The organism is Pseudomonas cremoricolorata DSM 17059 = NBRC 16634 (assembly GCF_000425745.1).
Taxonomy (GTDB): domain Bacteria; phylum Pseudomonadota; class Gammaproteobacteria; order Pseudomonadales; family Pseudomonadaceae; genus Aquipseudomonas; species Aquipseudomonas cremoricolorata.
Map to the genome: position 1 here is coordinate 1 of NZ_AUEA01000009.1, position 24,244 is coordinate 24,244.

The 24,244-nt window shown below is 62.9% G+C and carries 30 protein-coding genes; 19 read left to right on the forward strand and 11 right to left on the reverse strand.

The window, feature by feature from the left end:
* Positions 1 to 965: toxin VasX (locus H618_RS21610; protein WP_033727652.1), on the reverse strand; the 965-nt coding region annotated here is incomplete at its 3' end.
* A gap of 419 nt (positions 966 to 1,384) precedes the next feature.
* On the opposite strand from H618_RS21610, the gene H618_RS0111275 reads away from it, so the two are divergent.
* Genes H618_RS0111275 through H618_RS0111295 form a run of 5 tightly spaced genes read left to right on the forward strand, consistent with a single transcriptional unit; the run spans position 1,385 to position 5,161 of the window.
* On the forward strand, positions 1,385 to 1,786 hold the full coding sequence (locus H618_RS0111275) for a FagA protein (protein WP_154660651.1): 402 nt from the start codon (positions 1,385 to 1,387) through the stop codon (positions 1,784 to 1,786).
* On the forward strand, positions 1,779 to 3,155 hold the full coding sequence (locus H618_RS0111280; protein WP_028695167.1) for a class II fumarate hydratase: 1,377 nt from the start codon (positions 1,779 to 1,781) through the stop codon (positions 3,153 to 3,155). The genes H618_RS0111275 and H618_RS0111280 overlap by 8 nt, the downstream gene beginning before the upstream one ends.
* A gap of 26 nt (positions 3,156 to 3,181) precedes the next feature.
* Positions 3,182 to 3,643, forward strand: a complete 462-nt coding sequence (locus H618_RS0111285; RefSeq protein WP_028695168.1) for a DUF2753 family protein — start codon at positions 3,182 to 3,184, stop codon at positions 3,641 to 3,643.
* A 1-nt stretch (position 3,644) separates the two neighbouring features.
* The gene (locus H618_RS0111290) at positions 3,645 to 4,256 is read left to right on the forward strand and encodes a superoxide dismutase (protein ID WP_028695169.1); all 612 of its coding nucleotides are present in this window, start codon (positions 3,645 to 3,647) and stop codon (positions 4,254 to 4,256) included.
* A gap of 11 nt (positions 4,257 to 4,267) precedes the next feature.
* Complete coding sequence (locus H618_RS0111295; RefSeq protein WP_028695170.1) at positions 4,268 to 5,161, forward strand: ZIP family metal transporter; 894 nt, start codon at positions 4,268 to 4,270, stop codon at positions 5,159 to 5,161.
* Positions 5,162 to 5,181: 20 nt separating this feature from the next.
* Here the strand turns inward: H618_RS0111295 and H618_RS0111300 are convergent, their stop codons facing one another.
* The 9 genes from H618_RS0111300 to H618_RS0111340 form a co-directional block, all read right to left on the reverse strand.
* Positions 5,182 to 5,454 carry an HPr family phosphocarrier protein gene (locus H618_RS0111300; RefSeq protein WP_028695171.1) on the reverse strand — a complete coding sequence of 91 codons (273 nt, stop codon included), beginning with the start codon at positions 5,452 to 5,454 and terminating at the stop codon, positions 5,182 to 5,184.
* A gap of 20 nt (positions 5,455 to 5,474) precedes the next feature.
* On the reverse strand, positions 5,475 to 6,329 hold the full coding sequence (gene rapZ / locus H618_RS0111305) for an RNase adapter RapZ (RefSeq protein WP_028695172.1): 855 nt from the start codon (positions 6,327 to 6,329) through the stop codon (positions 5,475 to 5,477).
* A 2-nt stretch (positions 6,330 to 6,331) separates the two neighbouring features.
* Complete coding sequence (ptsN, locus tag H618_RS0111310) at positions 6,332 to 6,796, reverse strand: PTS IIA-like nitrogen regulatory protein PtsN (protein WP_028695173.1); 465 nt, start codon at positions 6,794 to 6,796, stop codon at positions 6,332 to 6,334.
* Between the two features lie 12 nt (positions 6,797 to 6,808).
* Positions 6,809 to 7,117, reverse strand: coding sequence for a ribosome hibernation-promoting factor, HPF/YfiA family (hpf, locus tag H618_RS0111315; protein WP_028695174.1), 309 nt, complete (start codon positions 7,115 to 7,117; stop codon positions 6,809 to 6,811).
* Between the two features lie 78 nt (positions 7,118 to 7,195).
* A complete protein-coding gene (locus H618_RS0111320; protein WP_028695175.1) occupies positions 7,196 to 8,689 on the reverse strand; it encodes an RNA polymerase factor sigma-54 in 1,494 nt (497 codons plus the stop codon).
* A 178-nt stretch (positions 8,690 to 8,867) separates the two neighbouring features.
* Positions 8,868 to 9,593 carry an LPS export ABC transporter ATP-binding protein gene (gene lptB / locus H618_RS0111325; RefSeq protein ID WP_028695176.1) on the reverse strand — a complete coding sequence of 242 codons (726 nt, stop codon included), beginning with the start codon at positions 9,591 to 9,593 and terminating at the stop codon, positions 8,868 to 8,870.
* Entirely contained in the window at positions 9,594 to 10,118 is a 525-nt protein-coding gene (gene lptA / locus H618_RS0111330; RefSeq protein ID WP_028695177.1) for a lipopolysaccharide transport periplasmic protein LptA, read from the reverse strand.
* Positions 10,105 to 10,680 carry an LPS export ABC transporter periplasmic protein LptC gene (lptC, locus tag H618_RS0111335; RefSeq protein ID WP_028695178.1) on the reverse strand — a complete coding sequence of 192 codons (576 nt, stop codon included), beginning with the start codon at positions 10,678 to 10,680 and terminating at the stop codon, positions 10,105 to 10,107. The genes lptA and lptC overlap by 14 nt, the downstream gene beginning before the upstream one ends.
* 166 nt (positions 10,681 to 10,846) lie before the next feature.
* Positions 10,847 to 11,821, reverse strand: coding sequence for a KpsF/GutQ family sugar-phosphate isomerase (locus H618_RS0111340; protein ID WP_028695179.1), 975 nt, complete (start codon positions 11,819 to 11,821; stop codon positions 10,847 to 10,849).
* Positions 11,822 to 12,064: 243 nt separating this feature from the next.
* Between H618_RS0111340 and H618_RS0111345 the strand changes: the two genes are divergently transcribed.
* From H618_RS0111345 to H618_RS0111415, 14 genes are all read left to right on the forward strand, one after another.
* Positions 12,065 to 12,874 (forward strand): ATP-binding cassette domain-containing protein, encoded by an 810-nt coding sequence (locus tag H618_RS0111345; RefSeq protein ID WP_028695180.1) that lies wholly within the window; start codon positions 12,065 to 12,067, stop codon positions 12,872 to 12,874.
* Positions 12,874 to 13,671: a lipid asymmetry maintenance ABC transporter permease subunit MlaE gene (gene mlaE / locus H618_RS0111350; RefSeq protein ID WP_028695181.1), complete on the forward strand. Its 798-nt coding sequence runs from the start codon at positions 12,874 to 12,876 to the stop codon at positions 13,669 to 13,671. Before H618_RS0111345 ends, mlaE begins: the two co-directional genes overlap by 1 nt.
* On the forward strand, positions 13,671 to 14,156 hold the full coding sequence (mlaD, locus tag H618_RS0111355; RefSeq protein ID WP_028695182.1) for an outer membrane lipid asymmetry maintenance protein MlaD: 486 nt from the start codon (positions 13,671 to 13,673) through the stop codon (positions 14,154 to 14,156). The genes mlaE and mlaD overlap by 1 nt, the downstream gene beginning before the upstream one ends.
* 9 nt (positions 14,157 to 14,165) lie before the next feature.
* The gene (locus tag H618_RS0111360; protein ID WP_028695183.1) at positions 14,166 to 14,819 is read left to right on the forward strand and encodes an MlaC/ttg2D family ABC transporter substrate-binding protein; all 654 of its coding nucleotides are present in this window, start codon (positions 14,166 to 14,168) and stop codon (positions 14,817 to 14,819) included.
* Positions 14,816 to 15,121, forward strand: coding sequence for an STAS domain-containing protein (locus H618_RS0111365; RefSeq protein ID WP_028695184.1), 306 nt, complete (start codon positions 14,816 to 14,818; stop codon positions 15,119 to 15,121). Before H618_RS0111360 ends, H618_RS0111365 begins: the two co-directional genes overlap by 4 nt.
* A 114-nt stretch (positions 15,122 to 15,235) precedes the next feature.
* Complete coding sequence (locus H618_RS0111370; protein WP_028695185.1) at positions 15,236 to 15,475, forward strand: BolA family protein; 240 nt, start codon at positions 15,236 to 15,238, stop codon at positions 15,473 to 15,475.
* A gap of 25 nt (positions 15,476 to 15,500) precedes the next feature.
* Complete coding sequence (gene murA / locus H618_RS0111375) at positions 15,501 to 16,766, forward strand: UDP-N-acetylglucosamine 1-carboxyvinyltransferase (protein WP_028695186.1); 1,266 nt, start codon at positions 15,501 to 15,503, stop codon at positions 16,764 to 16,766.
* Between the two features lie 92 nt (positions 16,767 to 16,858).
* Positions 16,859 to 17,494, forward strand: a complete 636-nt coding sequence (gene hisG / locus H618_RS0111385) for an ATP phosphoribosyltransferase (protein WP_028695187.1) — start codon at positions 16,859 to 16,861, stop codon at positions 17,492 to 17,494.
* 126 nt (positions 17,495 to 17,620) lie between these two features.
* Positions 17,621 to 18,946 (forward strand): histidinol dehydrogenase, encoded by a 1,326-nt coding sequence (gene hisD / locus H618_RS0111390; protein WP_028695188.1) that lies wholly within the window; start codon positions 17,621 to 17,623, stop codon positions 18,944 to 18,946.
* Between the two features lie 2 nt (positions 18,947 to 18,948).
* Positions 18,949 to 19,995: a histidinol-phosphate transaminase gene (gene hisC, locus H618_RS0111395; protein WP_028695189.1), complete on the forward strand. Its 1,047-nt coding sequence runs from the start codon at positions 18,949 to 18,951 to the stop codon at positions 19,993 to 19,995.
* Positions 19,996 to 20,128: 133 nt separating this feature from the next.
* Positions 20,129 to 20,776 (forward strand): FadR/GntR family transcriptional regulator, encoded by a 648-nt coding sequence (locus tag H618_RS0111400; protein WP_028695190.1) that lies wholly within the window; start codon positions 20,129 to 20,131, stop codon positions 20,774 to 20,776.
* 13 nt (positions 20,777 to 20,789) lie between these two features.
* Entirely contained in the window at positions 20,790 to 22,070 is a 1,281-nt protein-coding gene (locus H618_RS0111405; RefSeq protein WP_028695191.1) for a CynX/NimT family MFS transporter, read from the forward strand.
* 82 nt (positions 22,071 to 22,152) lie between these two features.
* Positions 22,153 to 22,626 (forward strand): nuclear transport factor 2 family protein, encoded by a 474-nt coding sequence (locus H618_RS0111410; RefSeq protein ID WP_028695192.1) that lies wholly within the window; start codon positions 22,153 to 22,155, stop codon positions 22,624 to 22,626.
* Positions 22,619 to 22,915, forward strand: a complete 297-nt coding sequence (locus tag H618_RS0111415) for a GIY-YIG nuclease family protein (protein ID WP_245586777.1) — start codon at positions 22,619 to 22,621, stop codon at positions 22,913 to 22,915. Before H618_RS0111410 ends, H618_RS0111415 begins: the two co-directional genes overlap by 8 nt.
* On the opposite strand, the gene yejK is transcribed toward H618_RS0111415, so the two are convergent.
* Positions 22,896 to 23,903: a nucleoid-associated protein YejK gene (gene yejK, locus H618_RS0111420; RefSeq protein WP_028695194.1), complete on the reverse strand. Its 1,008-nt coding sequence runs from the start codon at positions 23,901 to 23,903 to the stop codon at positions 22,896 to 22,898. The two genes, H618_RS0111415 and yejK, sit on opposite strands and share 20 nt — an antisense overlap.
* Positions 23,904 to 24,244 lie beyond the last annotated feature (341 nt).

Genomic DNA, 24,244 nt, shown 5'->3' on the forward strand with positions numbered 1-24,244 from the left:
AATGCCATGGCGTCAGTGTATTTGACGAGCTTTTTCTGCCGGATCAGCGCATCGGCCCCCTCTTCGGAATACGCAGCCTGCTTGTGCATGGCCTCGAAGTAGTTGCTGATGAGCGTCGCGCTCTGCAATGCGTGGGCATTCTGGCCGGCATACTTCGTCTTGCGCTCCACCGCGCTGCTGACCAGGTAGTGCAACTCGCTGGCAATGCCGATGGGGTCGGGCAGGGCAACGGCCAGCGGCGTGATATCGCGGCGTCCGTAGAGTCCGGCATGGAGGCCCTGGATGATGGCGTTGTAGTCAGGTGCGCTGTTGGGAAACTGGATCTCGCTCCACTCGAAGTGCCTGGGCGTGCTGTAGCCCCTGGGAATCAGTTCCGGGGTGGCATTGCCGACCAGCACGGCATTGAAGGCATGGGGCTGCTCAGGCCCGGCCGCGGGGTCGAGCCTGACGGCGAGGGTGTCGCGCAAGCCATCCTGATTGGTTTCGATGGCCCATAGCGCACGGTGGCTGAGCAGCGTGTCGCTGATCATCACGTACACCTGCTCGGCGATATGGCTTTCCGGGGCTTGCAGGTAGGGCCTGGCTTGCTGGACTTCGGGCACGCCCTGGCGACCCGGGGTGGCGTCGACTTCGTCGCAGCGGTCCCACCAGATGCGGGCGAAGCGGATGTCCTCGGTGACCTGATAGTGCTGGGTCCACATGCGCCCGTCCTTGAAGTAGCACAGGTAGACGTAGCTGCCAGGGCGCAATAAGCGCAGGCCATAGGCTTTACCTGAGCCAAGGGCGGGATAGCCGTCGGTGCAGAGGGTGGGGAAGATGCTGGGTTCGAGCGGCGTGTCGACGATGCCGTAGCGCAACGGGTAGATCGGGATGCTGGGTTCGCACGGCGGGTGCATGATACCGATGCCGACTTCCTTCTGATTGGGCCGGTTGGTGCCGAGGGCGATCTTGTACAGGCTCTTCATGGCTGTACCTCAAGGGTCATTGCTGTGGACGATTTCAACGAGGCGGGTCTCCAGTAAGGACGGGCCCGAGCGGTCGTCCGTGGCGTCAAGTGGCAGTGACCCTATTTAGAAGCATCGTCCGAAGCTGGAAACTGAGAACGGTCTGAGAAGCGTGCAGGAAGCATCCTGTTCTGGCGTTGGGAGGTGAAGAAGTCCTGGAAATCGGGTGGCAAATGCCTTCCAGAGGAGGGTATGCCACGTGCAGCCAAAGTGCTGACCGTGCTAGCGGCAGAGGGGCACCCCAAGACCACCTTGCGACATCTGAGCAAAACAATCATGCGCGCAGGGAGTAGGCGGCCATCACGCGGATTTGAGGATCGGAACTTGAAGTGATTCCGTTTATCAATTAATAATGAATATCATTACCCAGCAACTGGCCGATGTCGTTCATGAAAACCGTCCTCCACGAATTGCCCTACCTGGAAAACTGGCGCTGGCTCAGTCGCCGCATTCGCTGTGCCATCGAGCCTGACGAGCCGCGCCTGATCGAGCATTACCTCGCCGAAGGCCGCTACCTGGTGTGCTGCACCGAAACCTCGCCGTGGACGGTGGCGCTGACCTCGTTCCGCCTGCTGCTCGATACCGCGTGCGACCGCATGTTGCCCTGGCACTGGCGTTCTCAGTGCCTGGATCAGGCCTGGCGGCCGCTGCTCGACCTGCGCAACCTCGATCGCCGCGAGGACAACCAGCGCTGGCAGCCCTACGCTCTGCAACTGGCCAGTTGCAAGTTGCTGCCGTCGATCTCCCACGAAGAACTGATGCAAGGATTCGAACATGAGTGATACCCGTATCGAGCGTGACAGCATGGGCGAACTGCAGGTGCCGAGTCAGGCCCTGTATGGCGCCCAGACCCAGCGCGCGGTCGATAACTTCCCGGTCAGCGGTCAGCGCATGCCGGTGCAGTTCATCCGCGCACTGCTGCTGGCCAAGGCCGCGGCAGCCAAGGCCAACGTCAAGCTCGAACAGATCAGCGCCGAGCAGGGCCAGGCGATCGTCAAGGCGGTCGAACAACTGCTTGAGGGCGATTTCATCCAGCACTTCCCGGTGGATGTGTACCAGACCGGCTCCGGCACCAGCTCGAACATGAACGCCAACGAGGTCATCGCCACCCTCGCCAGTCGCGTTCAGGGTGCGCCGGTCAATGCCAACGACCACGTCAACTGCGGGCAGAGCAGCAACGACATCATCCCCACCACCATCCACGTCAGTGCCGCCCTGGCGGTGCATGAGCAACTGCTGCCGGCCTTGCAGCACCTGACCGCGACCATCGACGCCAAGGCGCAGCAGGTCCATCAGCACATCAAGACTGGCCGCACCCACCTCATGGACGCCATGCCGGTGCGCATGAGCCAGGTGCTCGGTGGCTGGTCGGCGCAAATCAAGGCTGCCCAGGCACACATCGAAGCCCTGTTGCCGGCTCTGCAAGCCCTGGCCCAGGGCGGCACGGCCGTCGGTACCGGTATCAATGCCCACCCGCGTTTCGCTGCTGGTTTCGCAGCCGAGCTGAGCGCGCTCAGCGGCATCGAGTTCACGCCCGGTAACAACCTGTTCGCCCTGATCGGCTCGCAGGACACCGCCGTGGCCTTGTCCGGGCAACTGAAGACCGCCGCCGTGGCCTTGACCAAGATCGCCAACGACCTGCGCTGGATGAACTCGGGCCCCTTGGCCGGGCTTGGCGAAATCGAGCTCGAGGCGTTGCAGCCGGGTTCCTCGATCATGCCGGGCAAGGTCAATCCGGTGATTCCGGAAGCTACCGCCATGGTCGCCGCTCAGGTGATCGGCAACGACGCGACCATCGCCATCGCCGGGCAGTCGGGCAACTTCGAACTGAACGTGATGCTGCCGGTGATCGCCCGCAACCTGCTGGAAAGCATCGAGCTGATGGCCAACGTCAGCCGCCTGCTGGCCGACAAGGCCATCGCCAGCTTCAAGGTCAATGACGCCAAGCTCAAGGAAGCGCTGTCGCGCAACCCGATTCTGGTCACCGCGCTGAACCCGATCATTGGCTACCTCAAGGCTGCCGAAATCGCCAAGACCGCCTACAAGCAGGGCCGGCCGATCATCGATGTGGCGCTGGAACATACCGATTTGTCGCGCGACCAGCTGGAAACTTTGCTGGACCCGGAAAAACTGACGGCCGGCGGCATCTGAGCTGCCTCGCACCGAGGAGGATCGTCATGCAGCACTGGAAACGCACCACGCAACTGGCCAACCACCTGTTCGAACAGGGCGAGTTGGTCGATGCTCGGGAACACTATCTGCAAGCCCTGGCCCTGGCCCAGGTGCTGTTCGAGCGCTGGCATGACGTCGATGAGGCGGTGGCGGTGTTCGTCATCGCCCACCACAACCTGGCCGACCTTCACCTGCGGCTCAACCAGCCCCATGAAAGCGCCGACTACCTGTGCTCGGCACACCAACGCCTGCTCCAGGCCAGTCAGGAAGCGCGCCTGCCACAAGCATTGCGCGAAGCGGCGCTGCGCCACAGCGCGCGGACCTACACCGAACTGCTGAATTTCATCGCCGAATATGGCCAATACCCACGCACCGAGCGGCTGCTCAACCGCAACGCCGCTGCAGCCAGCGAACTGGCAGCACAGCTCGACGTGACCTCCGCACACCCTGCCTACGGAATTCATTGAAATGTCCCATACCTTGCCTGCATTGCCTTACGCCTACGATGCCCTGGAACCGCACATCGATGCGCAAACCATGGAAATCCACCACACCAAGCACCACCAGACCTACGTCAACGGCCTCAACGCGGCGGTCGAGGGCACCGAGTGGGCTGACTGGCCGGTGGAAAAACTGGTCGGCGCGGTCAAGCAACTGCCGCAGAACCTGCAAGGTCCCGTGACCAACCACGGCGGCGGTCACGCCAACCACAGCCTGTTCTGGAAAGTCATGTCGCCCAAGGGCGGTGGTGCACCGCAAGGTCAGTCGGCTGAAGCCATCGATAAGCAATTGGGTGGCTTCGAAGCGTTCAAAGAGGCGTTCACCAAGGCCGCACTGACCCGTTTCGGCAGCGGCTGGGCCTGGCTCAGTGTCACCCCTGAGAAAAAGCTGGTCGTGGAGAGCAGCGGCAACCAGGACAGCCCGCTGATGCATGGCAACACGCCGATCCTGGGCCTGGACGTGTGGGAGCACGCTTACTACCTCAAGTACCAGAACCGCCGTCCGGAATACATCGGTGCCTTCTACAACGTCATCGACTGGGCTGAAGTCGAGCGTCGCTACCTCGACGCCCAGAAGTGAGCTGATTGCCTATGCGCTCACAGGTGATGTCAGTCAGCAGCGTGCGCCTGTTCAGGCAGGCGCTGGGTACGCTACTGGTGCTGGTCGGTACAGCGTTGTTGCTGGCACGTGGCATTGCCTGGCTCGACCTCGAGCCGCGCATGATGCGCGCGCTGGAGGGCGGGGCATTGTGCGCATTGGGCACGGCGCTTGGTGCAGTGCCGGTGCTGGTGATCCGCAACATGCCGGTTGCCGTGGCCGACACGCTGCTCGGCTTCGGTGCCGGAGTGATGCTCGCAGCCACGGCCTTCTCATTGATCATCCCGGGGCTCGGTGCCGCTCAGGCCATCGGCTACAGCCCATGGGGCGCCGGCGCATTGGTCAGCGCTGGGCTGCTGGGTGGTGCGTTGTGTCTGTTTCTGGTCGACCTGAAGGTGTCTGGGGCTTCGCCTGAGGCATTGGTCGGGCAGGGCGACGAGCCGGTGATCGCCGCGCGTATCTGGTTGTTCGTGATCGCGATCATCGCGCACAACGTGCCCGAGGGCATGGCGATCGGCGTGTCGGCGGGAGGCGGTATGCCTGATGCCGACAGCCTGGCCATGGGCATTGCCTTGCAGGATGTGCCAGAGGGTCTGGTGATCGCGCTGGTGCTTGCAGGGGCGGGCATGTCGCGCTTCAAGGCCTTCGCCATCGGCGCCGCGTCCGGGCTGGTCGAGCCGGTCGCGGCTGTGGTGTGTGCCTGGCTGGTGAACGTCGCCGAACTGTTGCTACCGTTGGGTCTGGCGTGTGCGGCGGGTGCGATGTTGCTGGTGGTCACCCAGGAAATCATTCCTGAATCACGTAGCAATGGACATCACCGGCTTGCCAGCCTTGGGCTGTGCATTGGCTTTTGTCTGATGATGGTGATGGACACCGCAATGTCCTGAACTCGTTCGACGAAGACGCTTCACTCGCCTTCGTCGAATTTGTTGTCGATCAGCTCGACCAGGGCCTGCAGCGCTTCATCGGCCTGCTCGCCTTCGGTATCGAGGTGCACCTGAGTCCCTTTGCCGGCTGCCAGCATCATCACCGCCATGATGCTCTTGCCATCGACCAGCTTGTCTGGCGCTCGACCGACCTTGACCTGGCAAGGAAAGCGCCCGGCCACGCCGACGAACTTGGCGGCCGCCCGGGCGTGCAGGCCCAGCTTGTTGATGATGGTGATTTCACGCGCGGGCATCGTTGGGTGGATCCTGTGGGCTAGAGGTCGCGGTGGCGGACCTGGACATTTTTCAGGGATTGCTGCAGGAACTGGCCGAGGCGTTCGGTGAGGTACACCGATCGATGATGGCCGCCGGTGCAGCCAATGGCGATGGTCACGTAGGCGCGGTTGCTGGCAGCGAAGCGCGGCAACCACTTGATCAGATAAGCCGAGATATCCTGGAACATCTCTTCGACGTCAGGCTGCGCGGCCAGGTAGTCGATCACCGGTTGCTCGAGGCCTGAATGATTGCGCAGCTCGGCTTTCCAGTAGGGGTTGGGCAGACAGCGGACGTCGAACACCAGATCGGCATCCACCGGCATGCCGCGTTTGAAACCGAACGACTCGACCAGGAACGCGGTACCTGGCTCGGGCTGATTGAGCAGCCGCAGCTTGAGGGAATCACGCAACTGGTAGAGGTTGAGGCGACTGGTGTCGATCTTCAGGTCAGCCAGATCGGCGATGGGCCCGAGCAGGCCACTCTCGTCGCGGATGGCTTCGGCTAGCGAGCGGTTGGCGTTGGTCAGCGGGTGGCGTCGACGGGTTTCGGAGAAACGTTTGAGCAGGGTATCTTCGTCAGCGTCCAGGTACAGCACGTCACACTGGATGTGCCGCGAGCGGGCTTCTTCGAGCAAGGCCGGAAAGCGCGACAAGTGCCCGGGCAAGTTGCGCGCGTCGATTGACACGGCAACTTTCGGTTGCTGCAGTTCGGTATTGAGCAGGATCTTCTCGGCAAGTTGCGGCAACAACCCGGCAGGCAGGTTGTCGATGCAGTAGTAGCCGTGGTCTTCGAGCACGTTCAGGGCGGTGCTTTTACCGGAGCCGGAACGGCCGCTGACGATGATCAGACGCATGCTCAGGCCTCGTTCTGCACATCCAGGACGACTTGGTACAGGGCCTCGCTGCTGTTGGCAGCACGCAGGCGTTCACGCACTTCCTTGCGATCGAGCATGCTGGCGATCTGGCGCAGCAACTCGAGATGGGCGTCGGTGGCGGCTTCTGGAACCAGCAACACGAACAGCAGATCCACTGGCGCGCCATCGATGGCATCGTAATCGATGGGTGAGTCTAGGTGCAGCAAGGCACTCACCGGAGCGCTGCAGCCGGGGAGGCGACAATGGGGGATGGCGATGCCGTTGCCAAAACCGGTAGAGCCCAGTTTTTCGCGGGCGACCAGTTTCTCGAAGATGTCCTGCATCTCAAGCTCTGGCACCTGTTCGGCAATGACCGTGGCGACCTTTTCCAGGGCGCGCTTTTTACTGCCGCCCGGCGCGTTCGCGAGGGAACGGCCGGGGGTCAGGATGGTTTCGAGTCGGATCATGGATGAGAGAGGTCAGCGGGCCCCTGCGCCTTGCAGCAGGCTTTGCTGTTTTTCCTTGTGTTTTTTCAGTTGGCGGTCGAGCTTGTCGGCCAGGGCGTCGATCGCTGCGTACATGTCTTCGTGTTCAGCATTGGCAACCACCTCACCACCTGGAATCTGCAGTGTCGCTTCGACCTTCTGCTGCAGCTTCTCGACTTTCATGGTGACCTGCACGTTGGTGATCTTGTCGAAGTGGCCCTCCAGGCGTTTGAGCTTCTGTTCTACGTAATCGCGCATCGGTGCGGTGACTTCAACATGTTGTCCACTGATGTTGACTTGCATACAGCTTCTCCTTCATTGCCGGTGCAGAAAGAGGCAGGTATTGCACCTGCCTCTGGAACACGTTGGCTGATCCGGGCGCTACATCAGTCGCTTGCGCTCGCTCGAGGGTGCAATGCCCAGAGACTCGCGGTATTTGGCGACGGTACGACGAGCGACCTGAATACCTTGTGCTTCCAGTAAACCAGCGATCTTGCTGTCACTCAATGGCTTTTTCTGATTTTCACCAGCGACCAGTTTCTTGATGATCGCGCGGATCGCCGTGGACGAGCATTCGCCTCCTTCGGCGGTGCTGACATGGCTCGAGAAAAAGTACTTCAGCTCGTAGATGCCCCGTGGCGTGTGCATGTATTTCTGTGTGGTCACCCGGGAAATGGTCGACTCGTGCATGCCCACCGCTTCGGCGATGTCGTGCAGCACCAGCGGCTTCATCGCTTCGTCGCCCTGGTCGAGAAAACCGCGCTGGTGTTCGACGATCTGCGTGGCGACTTTCATCAGCGTTTCGTTGCGGCTTTGCAGGCTCTTGATGAACCAGCGTGCTTCTTGCAACTGGTTGCGCATGAACGTGTTGTCGGCACTGGTATCGGCGCGGCGCACGAAGCCTGCGTACTGGGCGTTGACCCGCAGGCGCGGGACCGCTTCCTGGTTCAGTTCGACCAGCCAGCGCTCGTTGTGCTTGCGTACGATGACATCGGGCACGACGTACTCCGGCTCGCTCGATTCGATCTGCGAGCCGGGACGCGGGTTGAGGCTTTGCACCAGTTCGATGACCTGGCGCAGCTCGTCTTCCTTGAGCTTCATGCGGCGCATCAATTGGGTGTAGTCGCGGCTGCCGAGCAGGTCGATGTAGTCGCTGACCAGGCGCTGCGCCTCGTTCATCCACGGCGTGCGTGCGGGCAGTTGGCGCAGTTGCAAGAGCAGGCATTCGCTGAGGCTGCGCGCGGCGATGCCGGCGGGTTCGAATTGCTGGATACGGTGCAGTACCGCTTCGACTTCATCGAGCTCGATGTCCAGTTCCGGATCGAAGCCGGCGCAGATTTCATCGAGCCCGTCTTCCAGATACCCCTGCGGGTTGATGCTGTCGATGAGGGTCACGGCGATCATGCGGTCGACATCGGACATCGGTGCCAGGTTGAGTTGCCAGAGCAGGTGGCTCTGCAGGCTCTCGCCGGTGGAGGTGCGGGTGGTGAAGTCCCACTCGTCATCGTCGTTGCTGGGCAGGCTGCTGGCGCTGGTCTGGTAGATGTCTTCCCAGGCCGTGTCGACGGGCAGTTCGTTGGGGATTCGCTCGTTCCACTCGCCTTCTTCGAGGTTCTCGTTGGCAGCGGTGGTTTCCTGGAAGGAGGTCTCTTGCGTCTCGGCGGCCGGCTTGTGCTCGGCGTTGTCGGCCATCGGATCGCTGTTGTCGAAGTCCTCGCCTTCTTCCTGGCGTTCGAGCATCGGGTTGGATTCCAGGGCCTCCTGAATTTCCTGCTGCAGGTCCAGGGTAGAAAGCTGAAGCAGACGGATGGCCTGTTGCAACTGCGGGGTCATCGTCAGTTGCTGGCCCATTTTTAGGACGAGCGATGGTTTCATGGCTGGGGCTAAATACCTTGTTCGCCGGCGCACAAGCGCCATCCACTACACGAAGGCGCCGCAGCGCCCGGTCTAAGCAAGTTGTATGCCTGAAACGCGGACGTTTGCCTAGAGCGGTGTGACAATTAAAGCCGCATCCAGGCCATTGACACCCGGCTCCGGGCCTCGCCGACTGGAATCAGAGTCGGAACTCGTGACCCAGATAAACTTCCTTGACCAGATCGTTGGCCAGAATGGTGGCTGAATCACCTTCGGCAATCAGCTGACCATCGTTGACAATGTAGGCCGTTTCGCAAATGTCGAGCGTTTCCCGAACATTGTGGTCGGTGATCAGCACGCCGATGCCCTTGGCCTTGAGGTGATGAATGATCTGCTTGATATCACCCACGGAAATCGGGTCGACCCCGGCGAAGGGTTCGTCGAGCAGGATGAATTTGGGCGCAGTCGCCAGTGCTCGGGCGATTTCCACGCGACGGCGCTCACCGCCAGACAGGCTCATGCCAAGGTTGTCGCGGATATGGCTGATGTGGAATTCCTGCAACAGGCTCTCGAGCTCTTGCCGACGACCCTCCGCATCCAGCTCCTTGCGCGTCTCGAGAATCGCCATGATGTTGTCGGCCACCGACAGCTTGCGGAAGATCGAGGCTTCCTGCGGCAAGTAGCCGATGCCGGCGCGGGCGCGGCCATGCATGGGCTGGTGGCTGACGTCCAGGCTGTCGATCAGGACGCGGCCCTGATCGGCCTGAACCAGGCCGACGATCATGTAGAAGCAGGTGGTCTTGCCGGCGCCGTTGGGCCCGAGCAGGCCGACGATCTGCCCGCTGTCGATCGACAGACTGACATCGCGCACCACTTGCCGGCCTTTATAGCTCTTGGCCAGGTGCTGAGCTTTGAGGGTCGCCATTTATTCGGCCTTCTTCTTCGGCTGAATGACCATGTCGATTCGCTGACGCGGCGCGGTGACCTTGCCGCCGCGGCCTGCGGTAGCGATCTGCGACTTGGTGTTGTAGACGATTTTCTCGCCTTCGGTGGTGTTGCCTTCGTTCTCGACCTTGGCGCGATCGGTGAGCACCACCAGGTCTTTCTGCGCCTGGTACTGGATGGTCACGGCCCAGCCTTTCATCTTGTCGGGCTTGGCGGCGTTCTGCTGTTGCTCGAAGTACGCCAGGTTGCCCACCGAGGTGACGACATCGATGTCGCCTGACTGGGCGCGGGTAATGGTGACGGTGTTGCCTTTGATCATCATCGAACCTTGGGTGATGATCACATCGCCCGTATAGGTGGCGACGCCTTGTTTGTCATCCAAATGGGCGTTGTCGGCCTGGATGCGGATCGGCTTGTCACGGTCGGTCGGCAGGGCCCAAGCGCTCGCGCTTCCCAGTGCTGCGCTCAGGCTGAGCAAAAAGGGGAGGGTTTTAACGAGCCTCATACTGTCCTCTTACGTTGGACAGCAGGTCCATCCTGCCGTCTTTCAGGTACGCTTTCATTCCTTTACCCGTAGTCGTCCCACCGGCGCCGTCGATTCTAACGGCTTGCTCGGTCTGCGCATATTGCTTCTGCGGGAACACGGTCATGCGGGTGCTGGTGATCAGGGTATTGCGATTCTGTTCGTCGGTGCGCGAAATACGCACCGAGTCTATCAGTTCCACCTCGGTACCATCGGGATTGACCTCGGCCCGCTCGCTTTGCACATGCCACGGGAACGTCGTGCCTCGGTACATCTGCAGGTCAGGTTTGCTGACCAAGGTCATCTCGCTGACCTTGACGTGCTCGATCTTGTCGGCGGTCATCTCGTACTGACGTTTGCCGTCGGGCAGGAACTGCACGCTGTGGGCGTTGATTGCATAGTAGTCGATGGCGTTCTCATCGACTTGCGCTACCGGCTTGTCGTCGAGAAAACTTTCCGGGCTGACGTTCCAGTAGCCGACCGCGGCGAACAAGACGGCTATCACGCTGAACAGCGCAATGTTTCTGGCTTTTTTGCTAAGCATGTGCGGCTCTACAGGTAGTGGGCGTTGGCGAATCCGCTGGCTGCGGACTGCATGAAGGACGCACGAGGCGCCACGTCGTGCCTGGGCTCAGGGCGTTGGAGCGAGTTACCGGCGGGGAGGTTCAGTTGCTGCCGGATACGTGCGCCAAAGGGCGATGGATGAGGCATCACATTACACCTGCGCGCAGCAGATCGTGCATGTTCAGTGCGCCGATCGGGCGGCCATTGCCGTCCATCACCACCAGTGCGTTGATCTTGTGCTGCTCCATGAGTTTCAAGGCTTCGGCGGCCAGGGCCTGGGCCTGCACGGTCTTGCCATGCACGGTCATGACCTGCTCGATGGGCGTGGCGTGCACGTCGATGCTGCGATCGAGGGCGCGGCGCAGGTCACCGTCGGTGAACACCCCGGCGAGGGCGCCGTCGGCTTCGAGCACCAGGGTCATGCCCAAACCTTTGCGAGACATTTCGAAAAGCGCGTCCTTGAGCAGCGTGCCGCGCTGCACCTGGGGCAGTCTGGCGTCGGCGTGCATGACATCTTCCACCTTGAGCAGCAGGCGCCTGCCCAGCGCGCCGCCCGGGTGAGAGAACGCGAAGTCTTCGGCAGTGAAACCGCGCGCTTCGAGCAGGGCGATGGCCAGGGCGTCGCCGAGCACCAGGGCCGCGGTGGTCGACGAGGTCGGCGCCAGGTTGAGCGGGCAGGCTTCGTGTTCTACCCGCGCGTCGAGGTTGGCTTCGGCGGCCTGGGCCAGGGTCGATTCAGGGTTGCCGGTAAGGCTGATGAGTGGAATGCCCAGGCGCTTGACCAGCGGCAGCAGGGTCAGGATCTCGGCGGTGGCGCCCGAGTTGGACAGCGCCAGGATGACATCTTCACGGGTGATCATGCCCATGTCGCCATGGCTGGCTTCGGCCGGGTGAACGAAGAACGCCGGGGTCCCGGTGCTCGCCAGGGTGGCGGCGATCTTGTTGCCGATATGCCCCGACTTGCCCATGCCCAGCACGATGACTCGGCCTTTGCTTGCCAGGATCAGCTCACAGGCACGCACGAAGCTCGCACCGATGCGGGCTTCCAGGCCCTGCACGGCTTCGAGCTCCAGGCGCAGGGTGCGCTGGGCGGATTGAACAAGCTCGAGGGTTCTGCTCATGGTCGAAAATAGAGTTCGCGGGAAAGGCGGCGATTATAGCTGCAATGCACGAAACCCTCACCTTTGATCGTCAGCATGAAACTTTATAAAGCTGTCTATGGCCTGAATGACACTGGCGATAGCCTTGGGAAGGGCCTCCCAGCGGTGATATAGTTCGCGGCTATCCGGCCCGCCAGGGATGCGTGTGTCTTCCACCTGAAGGCGTGCGTCCATGAAGACGAGGCTGTATCGCAAGGAGTCTAGATGAGTGGGGATAGCGCCTACGCGGTCGAGTTGAAGGGTCTGTCCTTCAAGCGCGGTTCGCGCAGTATTTTCAACAACGTCGACATACGTATTCCTCGTGGCAAGGTGACCGGTATCATGGGTCCGTCCGGCTGCGGCAAAACCACGTTGCTGCGTCTGATGGGTGCGCAACTGCGTCCCTCGGCCGGTGAAGTGTGGGTCGGCGGGCAGAATCTGCCGAGCCTTTCGCGTAGTGAACTGTTCGATGCACGCAAACAGATGGGCGTGCTGTTCCAGAGCGGTGCGCTGTTCACCGATCTCGACGTCTTCGAGAACGTGGCCTTTCCGCTGCGCGTGCATACCGAACTGCCCGAGGAAATGATCCGCGACATCGTGCTGATGAAGCTGCAGGCCGTCGGGCTGCGCGGTGCCATCGGCCTGATGCCCGATGAGTTGTCCGGGGGCATGAAGCGCCGCGTCGCGCTGGCCCGGGCGATTGCGCTCGATCCGCAGATCCTCATGTACGACGAACCGTTCGTAGGCCAGGACCCCATCGCCATGGGCGTGTTGGTGCGCCTGATTCGTTTGCTCAACGATGCCCTGGGCATCACCAGTATCGTGGTTTCCCACGACTTGGCCGAAACCGCCAGCATCGCCGACTACATCTATGTCGTGGGTGATGGCCAAGTACTCGGGCAGGGCACCCCGGCCGAGCTGATGGGCTCGGACAACCCGCGTATTCGCCAGTTCATGAAGGGCGATCCCGACGGCCCGGTGCCGTTTCACTTTCCTGCGCCTGATTACCGCGCCGATCTGCTGGGGGCGCGTTGATGCGCAACACTTCCATACTCGAACGCATCCGCCTGTTCGGCCGCGCCGCCATCGACATCGTGGCGGTGCTGGGCCGTTCGTGCCTGTTCCTCGGCCACGCGCTGATGGGGCGCGGCGGCATCGGTGGCGGCTTCTCGCTGTTGGTCAAGCAGCTGTACTCGGTCGGCGTGCTGTCGCTGGCGATCATCGCCGTGTCGGGGGTGTTCATCGGCATGGTGCTGTCGCTGCAGGGCTACAGCATTCTCACCAAGTACGGTTCAGAGCAGGCGGTCGGGCAGATGATCGCCCTGACCCTGCTGCGTGAGCTGGGACCTGTGGTGACCGCGTTGCTGTTCGCCGGCCGTGCCGGCTCGGCGCTGACGGCGGAAATCGGCAACATGAAATCCACCGAGCAGTTGTCGAGCCTGGAAATGATCGGTGTCGACCCGCTCAAGTACATCGTCGCGCCACGTCTGTGGGCCGGCTTCATTTCCCTGCCGTTGCTGGCGCTGATCTTCAGCGTGGTCGGTATCTGGGGTGGCTCGTGGGTCGCCGTGGACTGGCTGGGGGTCTATGAGGGCTCGTTCTGGGCCAACATGCAGAACAGCGTGTCGTTCAGCGGCGACGTGCTCAATGGGGTGATCAAGAGCCTGGTATTCGCCTTCGTGGTGACCTGGATCGCCGTATTCCAAGGCTATGACTGCGAGCCCACATCCGAGGGGATCAGTCGCGCCACGACCAAGACCGTAGTTTACGCCTCGCTGGCCGTCCTGGGTCTGGACTTCATTCTGACCGCCTTGATGTTTGGAGACTTCTGATGCAAAACCGCACCCTGGAAATCGGTGTCGGCCTGTTCCTGCTGGCTGGGATTCTGGCGTTGTTGCTCCTCGCGCTCCGTGTCAGCGGGCTGTCTGCGAGCCCTGCGAGCGACACCTATAAAGTTTATGCATATTTCGACAATATCGCCGGTCTTACGGTCAGAGCCAAAGTGACCATGGCCGGTGTGACCATCGGCAAGGTCACCGCCATCGATCTGGATCGCGACAGCTACACCGGACGGGTCACCTTGCAACTGGAGCAGAGCGTCGACAACCTGCCGACCGACTCCACTGCCTCGATCCTGACCGCCGGCTTGCTGGGCGAGAAGTACATCGGCATCAGCGTCGGTGGCGAAGACCAGGTGCTCAAGGAAGGCAGTACCATCCATGACACCCAGTCCTCGCTCGTGCTCGAAGACCTGATCGGCAAGTTCCTGCTCAATTCGGTCGGCAAAGAAGCCAAAGAAGCCCCCCCAGCTAATTAAGGAGTCTCCATGATTTCGATTTTGCGACGTGGTCTGCTGGTGCTGCTGGCAAGCCTGCCCATGCTGGCGATGGCGGCACCTGGGCAATCGGCCCATGAGGTGATCACCAGCACCACCGACGCCCTGTTGTCGGACCTGAAGGTCAACAAGGAGCGCTACCGTTCCGACCCCCAGGCGTTCTACAACTCGCTCAACAGCATTCTGGGCCCAGTCGTCGATGCCGACGGCATTTCCAAGAGCATCATGACCGTCAAGTATTCGCGCAAGGCGACGCCGGCGCAGATGCAGCGCTTCCAGGAGAACTTCAAGCGCAGCCTGATGCAGTTCTATGGCAACGCATTGCTCGAGTACAACAACCAGGGCATCACCGTCGATCCTGCGCGCAGCGATGATGGCGAGCGCGCCAGCGTGACCATGAAGGTGGCAGGCAACAACGGCGCTACCTATCCGGTGCAGTACACCCTGGTCAAGCTGGGCAGCGAGTGGAAGGTGCGCAACGTGATCGTCAATGGCATCAACATCGGCAAGCTGTTCCGTGACCAGTTCGCCGACGCCATGCAGCGCAACGGCAACAATCTCGATCGCACCATCGACAACTGGGCGGGCGAAGTGGCCAAGGCCAAGCAGGCCGCCGACAGCTCGACGGACAAGGAAGTGCAATGAACGAGGCGGGCGTAAGCATGGCCGAGCCAGGCGTTCTGCGCTTGTCGGGTGTGCTGGACTATCGCAGCGGTCCTGCGCTGCGCAAGCAGGGGGCGGCATTGATTGCCGCATGCAAGGGCTCACAGGTGGTGCTCGACTGCACGGCGGTGAGCCATTCCTCCAGCGTCGGGTTGTCGTTGCTGCTGGGTTTTCTGCGCGATATCACCGGCGCCGGCAAGTTCTGCGAACTGCGTGGCTTGCCGCAGCACATGCGAGAAATCGCCGAGGTCTACGATCTCGATCAGGTGCTGGCCGACGCCTGAGTCTGCCAGCCACATAGCCCCTCGGTCAGCGCGCCCGCTGTTGGGCTTCGCAGGCGGGGGGCTTTTTTGTATCATGGCCGACCCCCGCGCACTGGGCGCCGATTGAGGTTGAGCATGCAGGCCGTAGACGTTAAGAGCTTCCTTGAAGAGAAATTGCCGGGAACCCGGGTCGAAGTTGAAGGCCAGGGCTGCAATTTCCAGCTGAACGTGATCAGCGATGAGCTGGCCGGGCAGAGCCCGGTCAAGCGTCAGCAAGCGATCTACGCTCACCTGAACCCATGGATCGCCGACGGCAGCATCCACGCGATAACCATGAAATTTTTCAGCAGCGCAGCCTGGGCTGAGCGCACCTGAGCCTAACTTTGGCGGCGAGATTGCAATGGACAAACTGATTATCACTGGCGGCGCCCGCATCGACGGCGAGATCCGCATCTCCGGGGCGAAGAACGCCGCCCTGCCGATTCTTGCAGCGACCCTGCTGGCCGATGGCCCGGTCACGGTCGGCAACCTGCCGCACCTGCACGACATCACCACCATGATCGAGCTGTTCGGGCGCATGGGCATCGAGCCTGTGATCGATGAAAAGCTCTCGGTGGAAATCGACCCGCGCACCATCAAGACCCTGGTCGCGCCCTACGAGCTGGTCAAGACCATGCGCGCCTCGATCCTGGTCCTGGGGCCAATGGTCGCGCGCTTCGGCAAGGCTGAAGTGGCCTTGCCCGGTGGCTGCGCCATCGGCTCGCGTCCAGTCGACCTGCACATCCGTGGCCTGGAAGCCATGGGCGCGAAGATCGAAGTCGAAGGCGGCTACATCAAGGCCGAGGCGCCCGAAGGCGGGCTGCGCGGCGCACACTTCTTCTTCGATACCGTGAGCGTCACCGGCACCGAGAACATCATGATGGCTGCCGCCCTGGCGCGCGGCCGCAGCGTGCTGCAGAACTCTGCCCGTGAACCGGAAGTGGTGGATCTGGCCAACTTCCTGATCGCCATGGGCGCGAAGATCCAGGGCGCCGGCACCGACACCATCACCATCGATGGCGTCGAGCGTCTGCACTCGGCCCACTACCGGGTCATGCCCGACCGCATCGAAACCGGTACCTACCTGGTGGCAGCGGCCGTCACCGGTGGCCGGGTCAAGCTCAAGGACACCGACCCGACCATCCTGGAAGCGGTGCTTGAGAAACTCAAGGAAGCCGGCGCCGAGATCACCACTGGTGAAGACTGGATCGCCCTGGACATGCACGGCAAGCGGCCCAAGGCCGTCAACCTGCGCACCGCGCCGTATCCGGCGTTCCCAACCGACATGCAGGCGCAGTTCATTTCCCTCAACGCCATTGCCGAAGGCACCGGCGCTGTGATCGAAACCATCTTCGAAAACCGCTTCATGCACGTGTATGAAATGCACCGCATGGGCGCGCAGATTCAGGTCGAGGGCAACACCGCCATCGTCACCGGTACGCCTACGCTCAAGGGCGCTCCGGTCATGGCCACCGACCTGCGCGCGTCGGCCAGCCTGGTGCTCTCGGCGCTGGTCGCCGAGGGCGACACGCTGATCGACCGGATCTACCACATCGACCGTGGTTACGAATGCATCGAGGAAAAACTGCAGATGCTGGGCGCGAAGATCCGCCGCGTACCGGGCTAGTCTGTGACCGGCGCAGGGACGCGCCAGCCGAATCGAATACGGTCGGGCCTTGGGTCCGGCCGGCTGCAGCCGCTTAAGGAACGACGCTTCCCATGTTGACCATCGCGCTATCCAAGGGCCGTATTCTCGATGACACCCTGCCGTTGCTGGCAGAGGCCGGCATCGTGCCGACCGAGAATCCGGACAAGAGCCGCAAGCTGATCATCCCCACCACCCAGGACGATGTGCGCCTGCTGATCGTCCGTGCCACCGACGTGCCGACCTACGTCGAGCACGGCGCCGCCGACCTCGGCGTGGCGGGCAAGGACGTGCTGATGGAATACGGTGGCCAGGGCCTGTACGAGCCGCTCGACCTGCAGATCGCCCAGTGCAAGCTGATGACTGCAGGCGCGGTCGGCGCCGCCGAACCCAAGGGCCGCCTGCGCGTGGCGACCAAGTTCGTCAACGTCGCCAAGCGTTACTACGCCGAGCAGGGCCGTCAGGTCGACATCATCAAGCTGTACGGCTCGATGGAGCTGGCACCGCTGATCAACCTCGCGGACAAGATCATCGACGTGGTCGACACCGGCAACACCTTGCGCGCCAACGGCCTGGAGCCGCAGGAACTGATCGCGACCATCAGCTCGCGCCTGGTGGTCAACAAGGCATCGATGAAGATGCAGCACGCGCGAATCCAGCACCTCATCGAAGCCCTGCGCCGGGCTGTCGAGTCTCGACACCGCGGCTGACTTGCGCGCGACCCGCTGGGGTCGCGCCCGTCCCTCCGCGTCACTGCCCGTCGTTCAGGTGCCCGCGCGGATTGGGTCGGTCGTTTCGGGCGCCTGAACACCCGCTAATCAATCGAGGCCCACGCCATGACCGTGTCTACTGCAATTGCCCGTCTCAACGCTGCCGATGCCGAGTTCGCCCGACATCTGGATCATCTGCTGAGCTGGGAAAGTGTTTCCGATGACGCGGTCAACCAGCGCGTGCTCGACATCATCAAGGGCGTGCGTGAGCGCGGCGACGCGGCGCTGGTGGAATACACCCAGCGCTTCGACGGCGTGCAGGCCAGCGGCATCGCCGACCTGATCCTGGGTCGCGAACGCCTGGAACTGGCGCTGACGCGCATCACCCCCGAGCAGCGCGCCGCGCTGGAAAAGGCCGCCGAGCGCGTTCGCATCTACCACGAGCGGCAGAAGCAGGACTCCTGGCAGTACACCGAAGCCGATGGCACGGTGCTCGGGCAGAAGGTCACGCCGCTCGATCGCGCCGGTCTGTACGTGCCGGGCGGCAAGGCCTCCTACCCCTCGTCGGTGCTGATGAACGCCATTCCCGCCAAGGTGGCCGGGGTTGCCGAGGTGGTGATGGTGGTGCCGACTCCGCGTGGCGAAGTCAACGAACTGGTGTTGGCCGCGGCGTGCATCGCCGGGGTCGACCGCGTGTTCACCGTTGGCGGTGCGCAAGCCGTGGCGGCGCTGGCCTATGGCACCGAGAGCGTGCCGCAGGTCGACAAGATCGTCGGCCCCGGCAACATCTACGTGGCCACCGCCAAGCGCCATGTGTTCGGCCAGGTGGGCATCGACATGATCGCCGGCCCCTCGGAAATCCTCGTGGTCTGTGACGGTCAGACCGACCCGGACTGGATCGCCATGGACCTGTTCTCCCAGGCCGAGCACGACGAGGACGCCCAGGCGATTCTGGTCAGCCCGGATGCCGAGTTCCTCGACCGCGTCGCGGTCAGCATCGACAAGCTGCTGCCGACCATGGAGCGCGCCGAAATCATCGAAAAATCCATCAATGGCCGCGGCGCGCTGATTCAGGTGCGCGACATGCAGCAGGCCATCGAGGTGGCCAACCGTATTGCGCCCGAGCACCTGGAGCTGTCGGTGGCCGATCCGCAGGCCTGGTTGCCGCACATTCGGCATGCCGGGGCGATCTTCATGGGGCGCCACACCAGCGAAGCCCTGGGCGACTACTGCGCCGGTCCCAACCACGTGCTGCCGACATCGGGCACCGCGCGCTTCTCGTCGCCACTGGGGGTGTATGACTTCCAGAAGCGTTCGTCGATCATCTACTGCTCCGAGCAGGGTGCCTCCGAGCTTGGCCAAACCGCTTCGGTGCTGGCCCGTGGCGAATCGCTCACGGCCCACGCCCGCAGCGCCGAATATCGCATCCTCGACCAAGACAAGGGGAACTGAACATGAGTCGATTCTGGAGCCCCTTCGTCAAGGACCTGGTGCCTTACGTACCGGGCGAGCAGCCCAAGCTGGCGCGGTTGATCAAGCTCAACACCAATGAAAACCCGTACGGCCCATCGCCCAAGGCGCTCGAGGCCATGCGCGACGAACTAAGCGACGATTTGCGCCTGTACCCTGACCCGAACAGCGACCGCCTCAAACAGGCGGTGGCCGGTTACTACGGCGTCGACACCGCCAAGGTGTTCGTCGGCAACGGCTCGGACGAGGTGCTCGCGCACATCTTCCACGGCCTGTTGCAGCACGACGCGCCGCTGCTGTTCCCTGACATCAGCTACAGCTTCTACCCGGTCTATTGCGGCCTGTACGGCATCGACTACCAGCAGGTGGCACTGGATGAGCAGTTCCAGATTCGCGTCGAGGACTACTGCAAGCCCAATGGCGGCATCATCTTCCCCAACCCCAACGCACCGACCGGTTGCCTGTTGCCGTTGCAGGCCATCGAGACCCTGCTGCAAGCCAACCCTGACTCGGTGGTGGTGGTCGATGAGGCCTATATCGACTTTGGCGGCGACACCGCCATCGCCCTGGTCGATCGTTACGACAACCTGCTGGTGACCCAGACGCTGTCCAAGTCGCGTTCGCTGGCCGGTCTGCGCGTGGGCCTGGCGGTAGGGCACCCTGACTTGATCGAGGCGTTGGAGCGCGTCAAGAACAGCTTCAACTCCTACCCGCTGGACCGCGCGGCGATTGCCGGGGCGAGTGCCGCGTTCGATGACCGTGACTACTTCGAGGCAACTCGGCGCAAGGTCATCGACAGCCGCGAGCGCCTGGTCGAGCACTTGCTCGCCAAGGGCTTCGAGGTGCTGCCGTCGGCGGCCAACTTCGTCTTCGCCCGCCATCCGCAGCACGACGCCGCGCAACTGGCCGCGCGCTTGCGCGAGCAGGGGGTGATCGTTCGTCACTTCAAGCAGGCGCGGATCGCCCAGTTCCTGCGTATCACCATCGGCACGCCTGAGATGAACCAGGCGCTGCTCGACGCGCTGGATTAAGCGCTGCACCTGACCCGGCTGGCGTGAAGCGAGCCGGGTCTTTGTCCCTCTATCAAGAACGGCATTGCGCCGAACCGTGCGCAGGCGTACGCTCGCACACCTTGGTTAATTCATCGGATGACTGGTTGACCCAATGTCTACCCTTATCAAGCGCTCCCTCGTCGTACAGGCCGTGGAGCAACTGCGCCAGCGCATTGCGGAAGGCGCCTGGGCCGTGGGCGACCGCCTACCCACCGAACCCGAGCTTGCGAGCGAGCTGGGCATCAGCCGCAACACCGTGCGTGAAGCCATGCGCGTGCTGGCCTTCAGTGGCCTGGTGGAAATCCGCCAAGGCGACGGCAGTTACCTGCGCACCGTGCAAGACCCCCTGCAAGCGGTGCTGGCGTTGTCGCGCTGCACCATTGAGCACGCCCGCGAAGCGCGGCATGTGCTGGAAGCCGAAGCCATCGCCCTGGCCGCCGAACGCTGCACCGCCGACGACCTGCGCGAGCTGCGCGAAGCGCTGGAGCACAGCCGTGGGCATTTTCACGGCGAGGTCGAGGCTTACCTGTGCGCCGACATGGTGTTTCACCAGCGCCTGGTCGATGCCGCGCACAACCCGGCCTTGAGCGAGCTGTACCGTTACTTCTCAGGCCTGGTACGCGCCGCGGTCGAGCACAACATGACCCGCGCCCCGCGCTGCCAGGCGACCTTCGATCTGCATGTGGAGATCGTCGATGCCCTCGAAGGCCACGACCCGCAGCAGGCCAAGCGGCTGATGCGTGCCCTTATCGAATCCTGACCGGGAGCCCGCCATGGCTGATTCACCCCTGCAACGCTCCACCGCATCGGGCCACGAGCTCGACGAACTGCTGATCGACGCCGAGGCCGACGACGATCAGGTTCAGCACACCCCAGCCCCGACCCAGCGCAGTTGGTTGCTGCTGCTGGGCCTGGTACTGGTGGCGTTGAACCTGCGCCCGGCCTTGTCGAGCATGGCGCCACTGCTCGGTGAGGTCAGCCGCAGCCTTGGCCTGAGTGCTTCGGCGGCAGGGCTGCTGACCACCTTGCCGGTGCTCTGCCTGGGCCTGTTCGCGCCATTGGCGCCCCGCCTGGCGCGGCGCTTCGGTGCCGAGCGGGTGGTGCTTGGCATTCTCCTGACCCTGGCGCTGGGCATCGTGCTGCGTAGCCTGCTCGGGGTGGCCGGGCTGTTCGCCGGCAGCCTGCTGGCCGGTGCCAGCATCGGCGTCATCGGCGTGCTGCTGCCGGGTATCGTCAAGCGCGACTTCCCCCGCCACGCCGGTATTCTCATGGGCGTCTACACCATGGCCCTGTGCCTTGGCGCGGCGCTGGCCGCCGGTGCCACGGTGCCGGTCAGTCGTTTCTTCGACGACAGCTGGGCCATCGGCCTGGGCGTGTGGATGCTGCCGGCGCTGCTGGCGATGGTGTTCTGGGCGCCACAGGCCAGGCATGGCCACGGCGCGCACAAGGTGGCTTACCGGGTGCGCGGCCTGTGGCGTGATCCGCTGGCCTGGCAGGTGACCCTGTACATGGGCCTGCAGTCATCGCTGGCCTACATCGTCTTCGGCTGGCTGCCGTCGATTCTGATCGGCCGCGGCCTGACCCCGACGCAGGCCGGGCTGGTGCTCTCCGGCTCGGTGATCGTGCAGCTGCTCAGCTCGCTCGGCGCGCCGTGGCTGGCGACCCGAGGCAAGGACCAGCGGCTGACCATCGGCTTAGTGATGCTGGCGACCCTGGCCGGGCTGTTCGGTTGCCTGTACGCGCCATTGAGCGGGCTGTGGGGCTGGGCGGTGCTGCTGGGGCTGGGGCAGGGCGGCACCTTCGCGCTGGCGCTGACCTTGATCGTGTTGCGCTCCAAGGACGCCCACGTCGCCTCCAACCTGTCGAGCATGGCCCAGGGGGTGGGTTACACCCTGGCCTCGATGGGCCCGTTCGCGGTCGGCCTGGTGCACGATCTCACCGATGGCTGGGCGGCAGTGGGCTGGATCTTCGCTGTAGTCGGCGTGGGCGCGTTGATGTTCGGCATGAAGGCGGGTCGAGCGTTGCACGTGCAGGCGGTGAGCGAGCGGGTGTAGGCATTCACGATGAAAATCAACGTGGCATGGGCCGCCGCGACGGATTATCGTGCGCATCCGACAGCCTGGAAGGAATGCTCCTATGAATGACGCCAATCGCGCAGTGGTCGAGCGCTTCTACCACGCCTTCGTCCAGCGCGATGCCGAAGCGATGGTGGCCTGCTACAGCGATGACATCGTCTTCAGCGACCCGATCTTCGGCACTTTGCGCGGTCTTGATGCCGGCGACATGTGGCGCATGTTGGTCAGTCGTGCCGAGCAGCTCGAGGTGAGTGTCGATGACGTGCGTGCCTGCGGCGACAGCGCCAGCGCGCACTGGCGGGCCAGTTATCGTTTCGGGCCGCGCGCGCGCAGGGTGGTCAACGACGTACAGGCACGCTTCCAACTGCGAGATGGCCTGATCTGCCGCCATGAAGACAGCTTCGCGCTGTGGAGCTGGTCGCGCCAGGCCCTGGGCCTGCCGGGGCTGTTGCTGGGCTGGTCACCACTGTTGCAGGGCAAGGTACGCCGCCAGGCGTTTCAAGGCCTGCGCAGCTATCAGCAGCGCCGTGGCTGAGTTGGCGGCGGGCAAGCCGTGGTACGTATACCTGGTGCGCGCCGCCAACGGTTCGTTGTACTGCGGCATCAGCGACGATCCGCAGCGCCGTTTCGAGCGGCACTGCAAGGGCCAGGGCGCGCGCTACTTCAAGACCAGCCCGGCGCAGGCGCTGGTGTATGTCGAGCAGTGGCCGGACAAACCCGAAGCGCTGCGTCAGGAACGGCTGGTGAAGAAGCTGCGCAAGTGCGCCAAGGAAGCCCTGGTCGCCAGCTACCAGGGCCTGCCGCTCAGTCCTTGCGACGCTTGAGCTGATCGATCAGTTGCGTCGGTAGGCCCTTGATCACCAAGGTGCCGGCCTCTTCGTCGTATTCCACCTTCGACCCTAGCAGGTGTGCCTCGAAGCTGATCGACAGGCCTTCGGCGCGGCCGGTGAAGCGGCGGAACTGGTTGAGGGTGCGTTTGTCGGCGGGGATTTCCGGCGACAGGCCGTAGTCCTTGTTGCGGATATGTTCGAAGAACGCTCGCGGACGGTCCTCGTCGATCAGGCTGGACAGCTCGTCGAGGGTCACCGGTTCTCCGTTCTTGGTTTGCGTGGTGGCGTAGTCGACCAGGGTCTGGGTCTTTTCGCGCGCCACTTCCTCGGCCAGGTCTTCACTTTCCACGAAGTCGCTGAAGGCCTTGAGCAAGGTGCGGGTCTCGCCCGGGCCGTCGACGCCTTCCTGGCAGCCGATGAAGTCACGGAAATACTCCGAGACCTTCTTGCCATTCTTGCCCTTGATGAAGGAAATGTACTGGCGTGAGTTGGGGTTGTTCTGCCATTCCGACAGGTTGATGCGTGCAGCCAGGTGCAGTTGGCCCAGATCGAGGTGGCGTGATGGCGTGACATCCAGCTCGGCGTTCACCGCCACGCCTTCGCTGTGGTGCAGCAGGGCAATGGCCAGGTACTCGGTCATGCCTTGCTGGTAATGGGCGAACAGCACATGGCCGCCGGTGGACAGGTTGGATTCGTCCATCAGCTTTTGCAGGTGCTCGACCGCGGTGCGGCTGAAGGCAGTGAAGTCCTGGTCGTTGTCCAGGTAGCGCTTGAGCCAGCCGCTGAACGGGTAGGCGCCGGATTCGCCATGGAACAGACCCCAGGCTTTGCCCTGCTTGGCGTTGTAGCTGTCGTTGAGGTCGCCCAGCAGGTGTTCGATGGCATCCGAAGCGCTCAGCTCGGCCTCTCGGGCATGGAGCACGGCGGGCGTGCCATCGGGCTTCTTGTCGATCAGGTGAACGATGCAGTGACGGATTGGCATGAAGATCTCGCTCAGGTGGAGGCGGAACGTGGCCCGCGCGACAGGCCGCAGAGTTTAACCCAGGGAGGCTGCGCCGCAGTGGCCAGATCGTGGCAGAAATGGCAGTTGCTTATTTATTGAGCAAAAAACCGTTTTTTTTCCGCAAACCCCTGAAAAACCTGACCAGAAGCGCAGTCTTGAGCGGAATTCGCTGACAGCCTGTGGTAGTTTTGCCCGGTCTTGCGCCCCATCGGTGGCGCATTGCCGGCAACCCGCTGGGGTCGTGTCGAACCAAACGCTTGAATGGGTATCTACATACCCATTGGTGCGGCCCGCCATCTGTATTCGGGCAGGCCCGATAA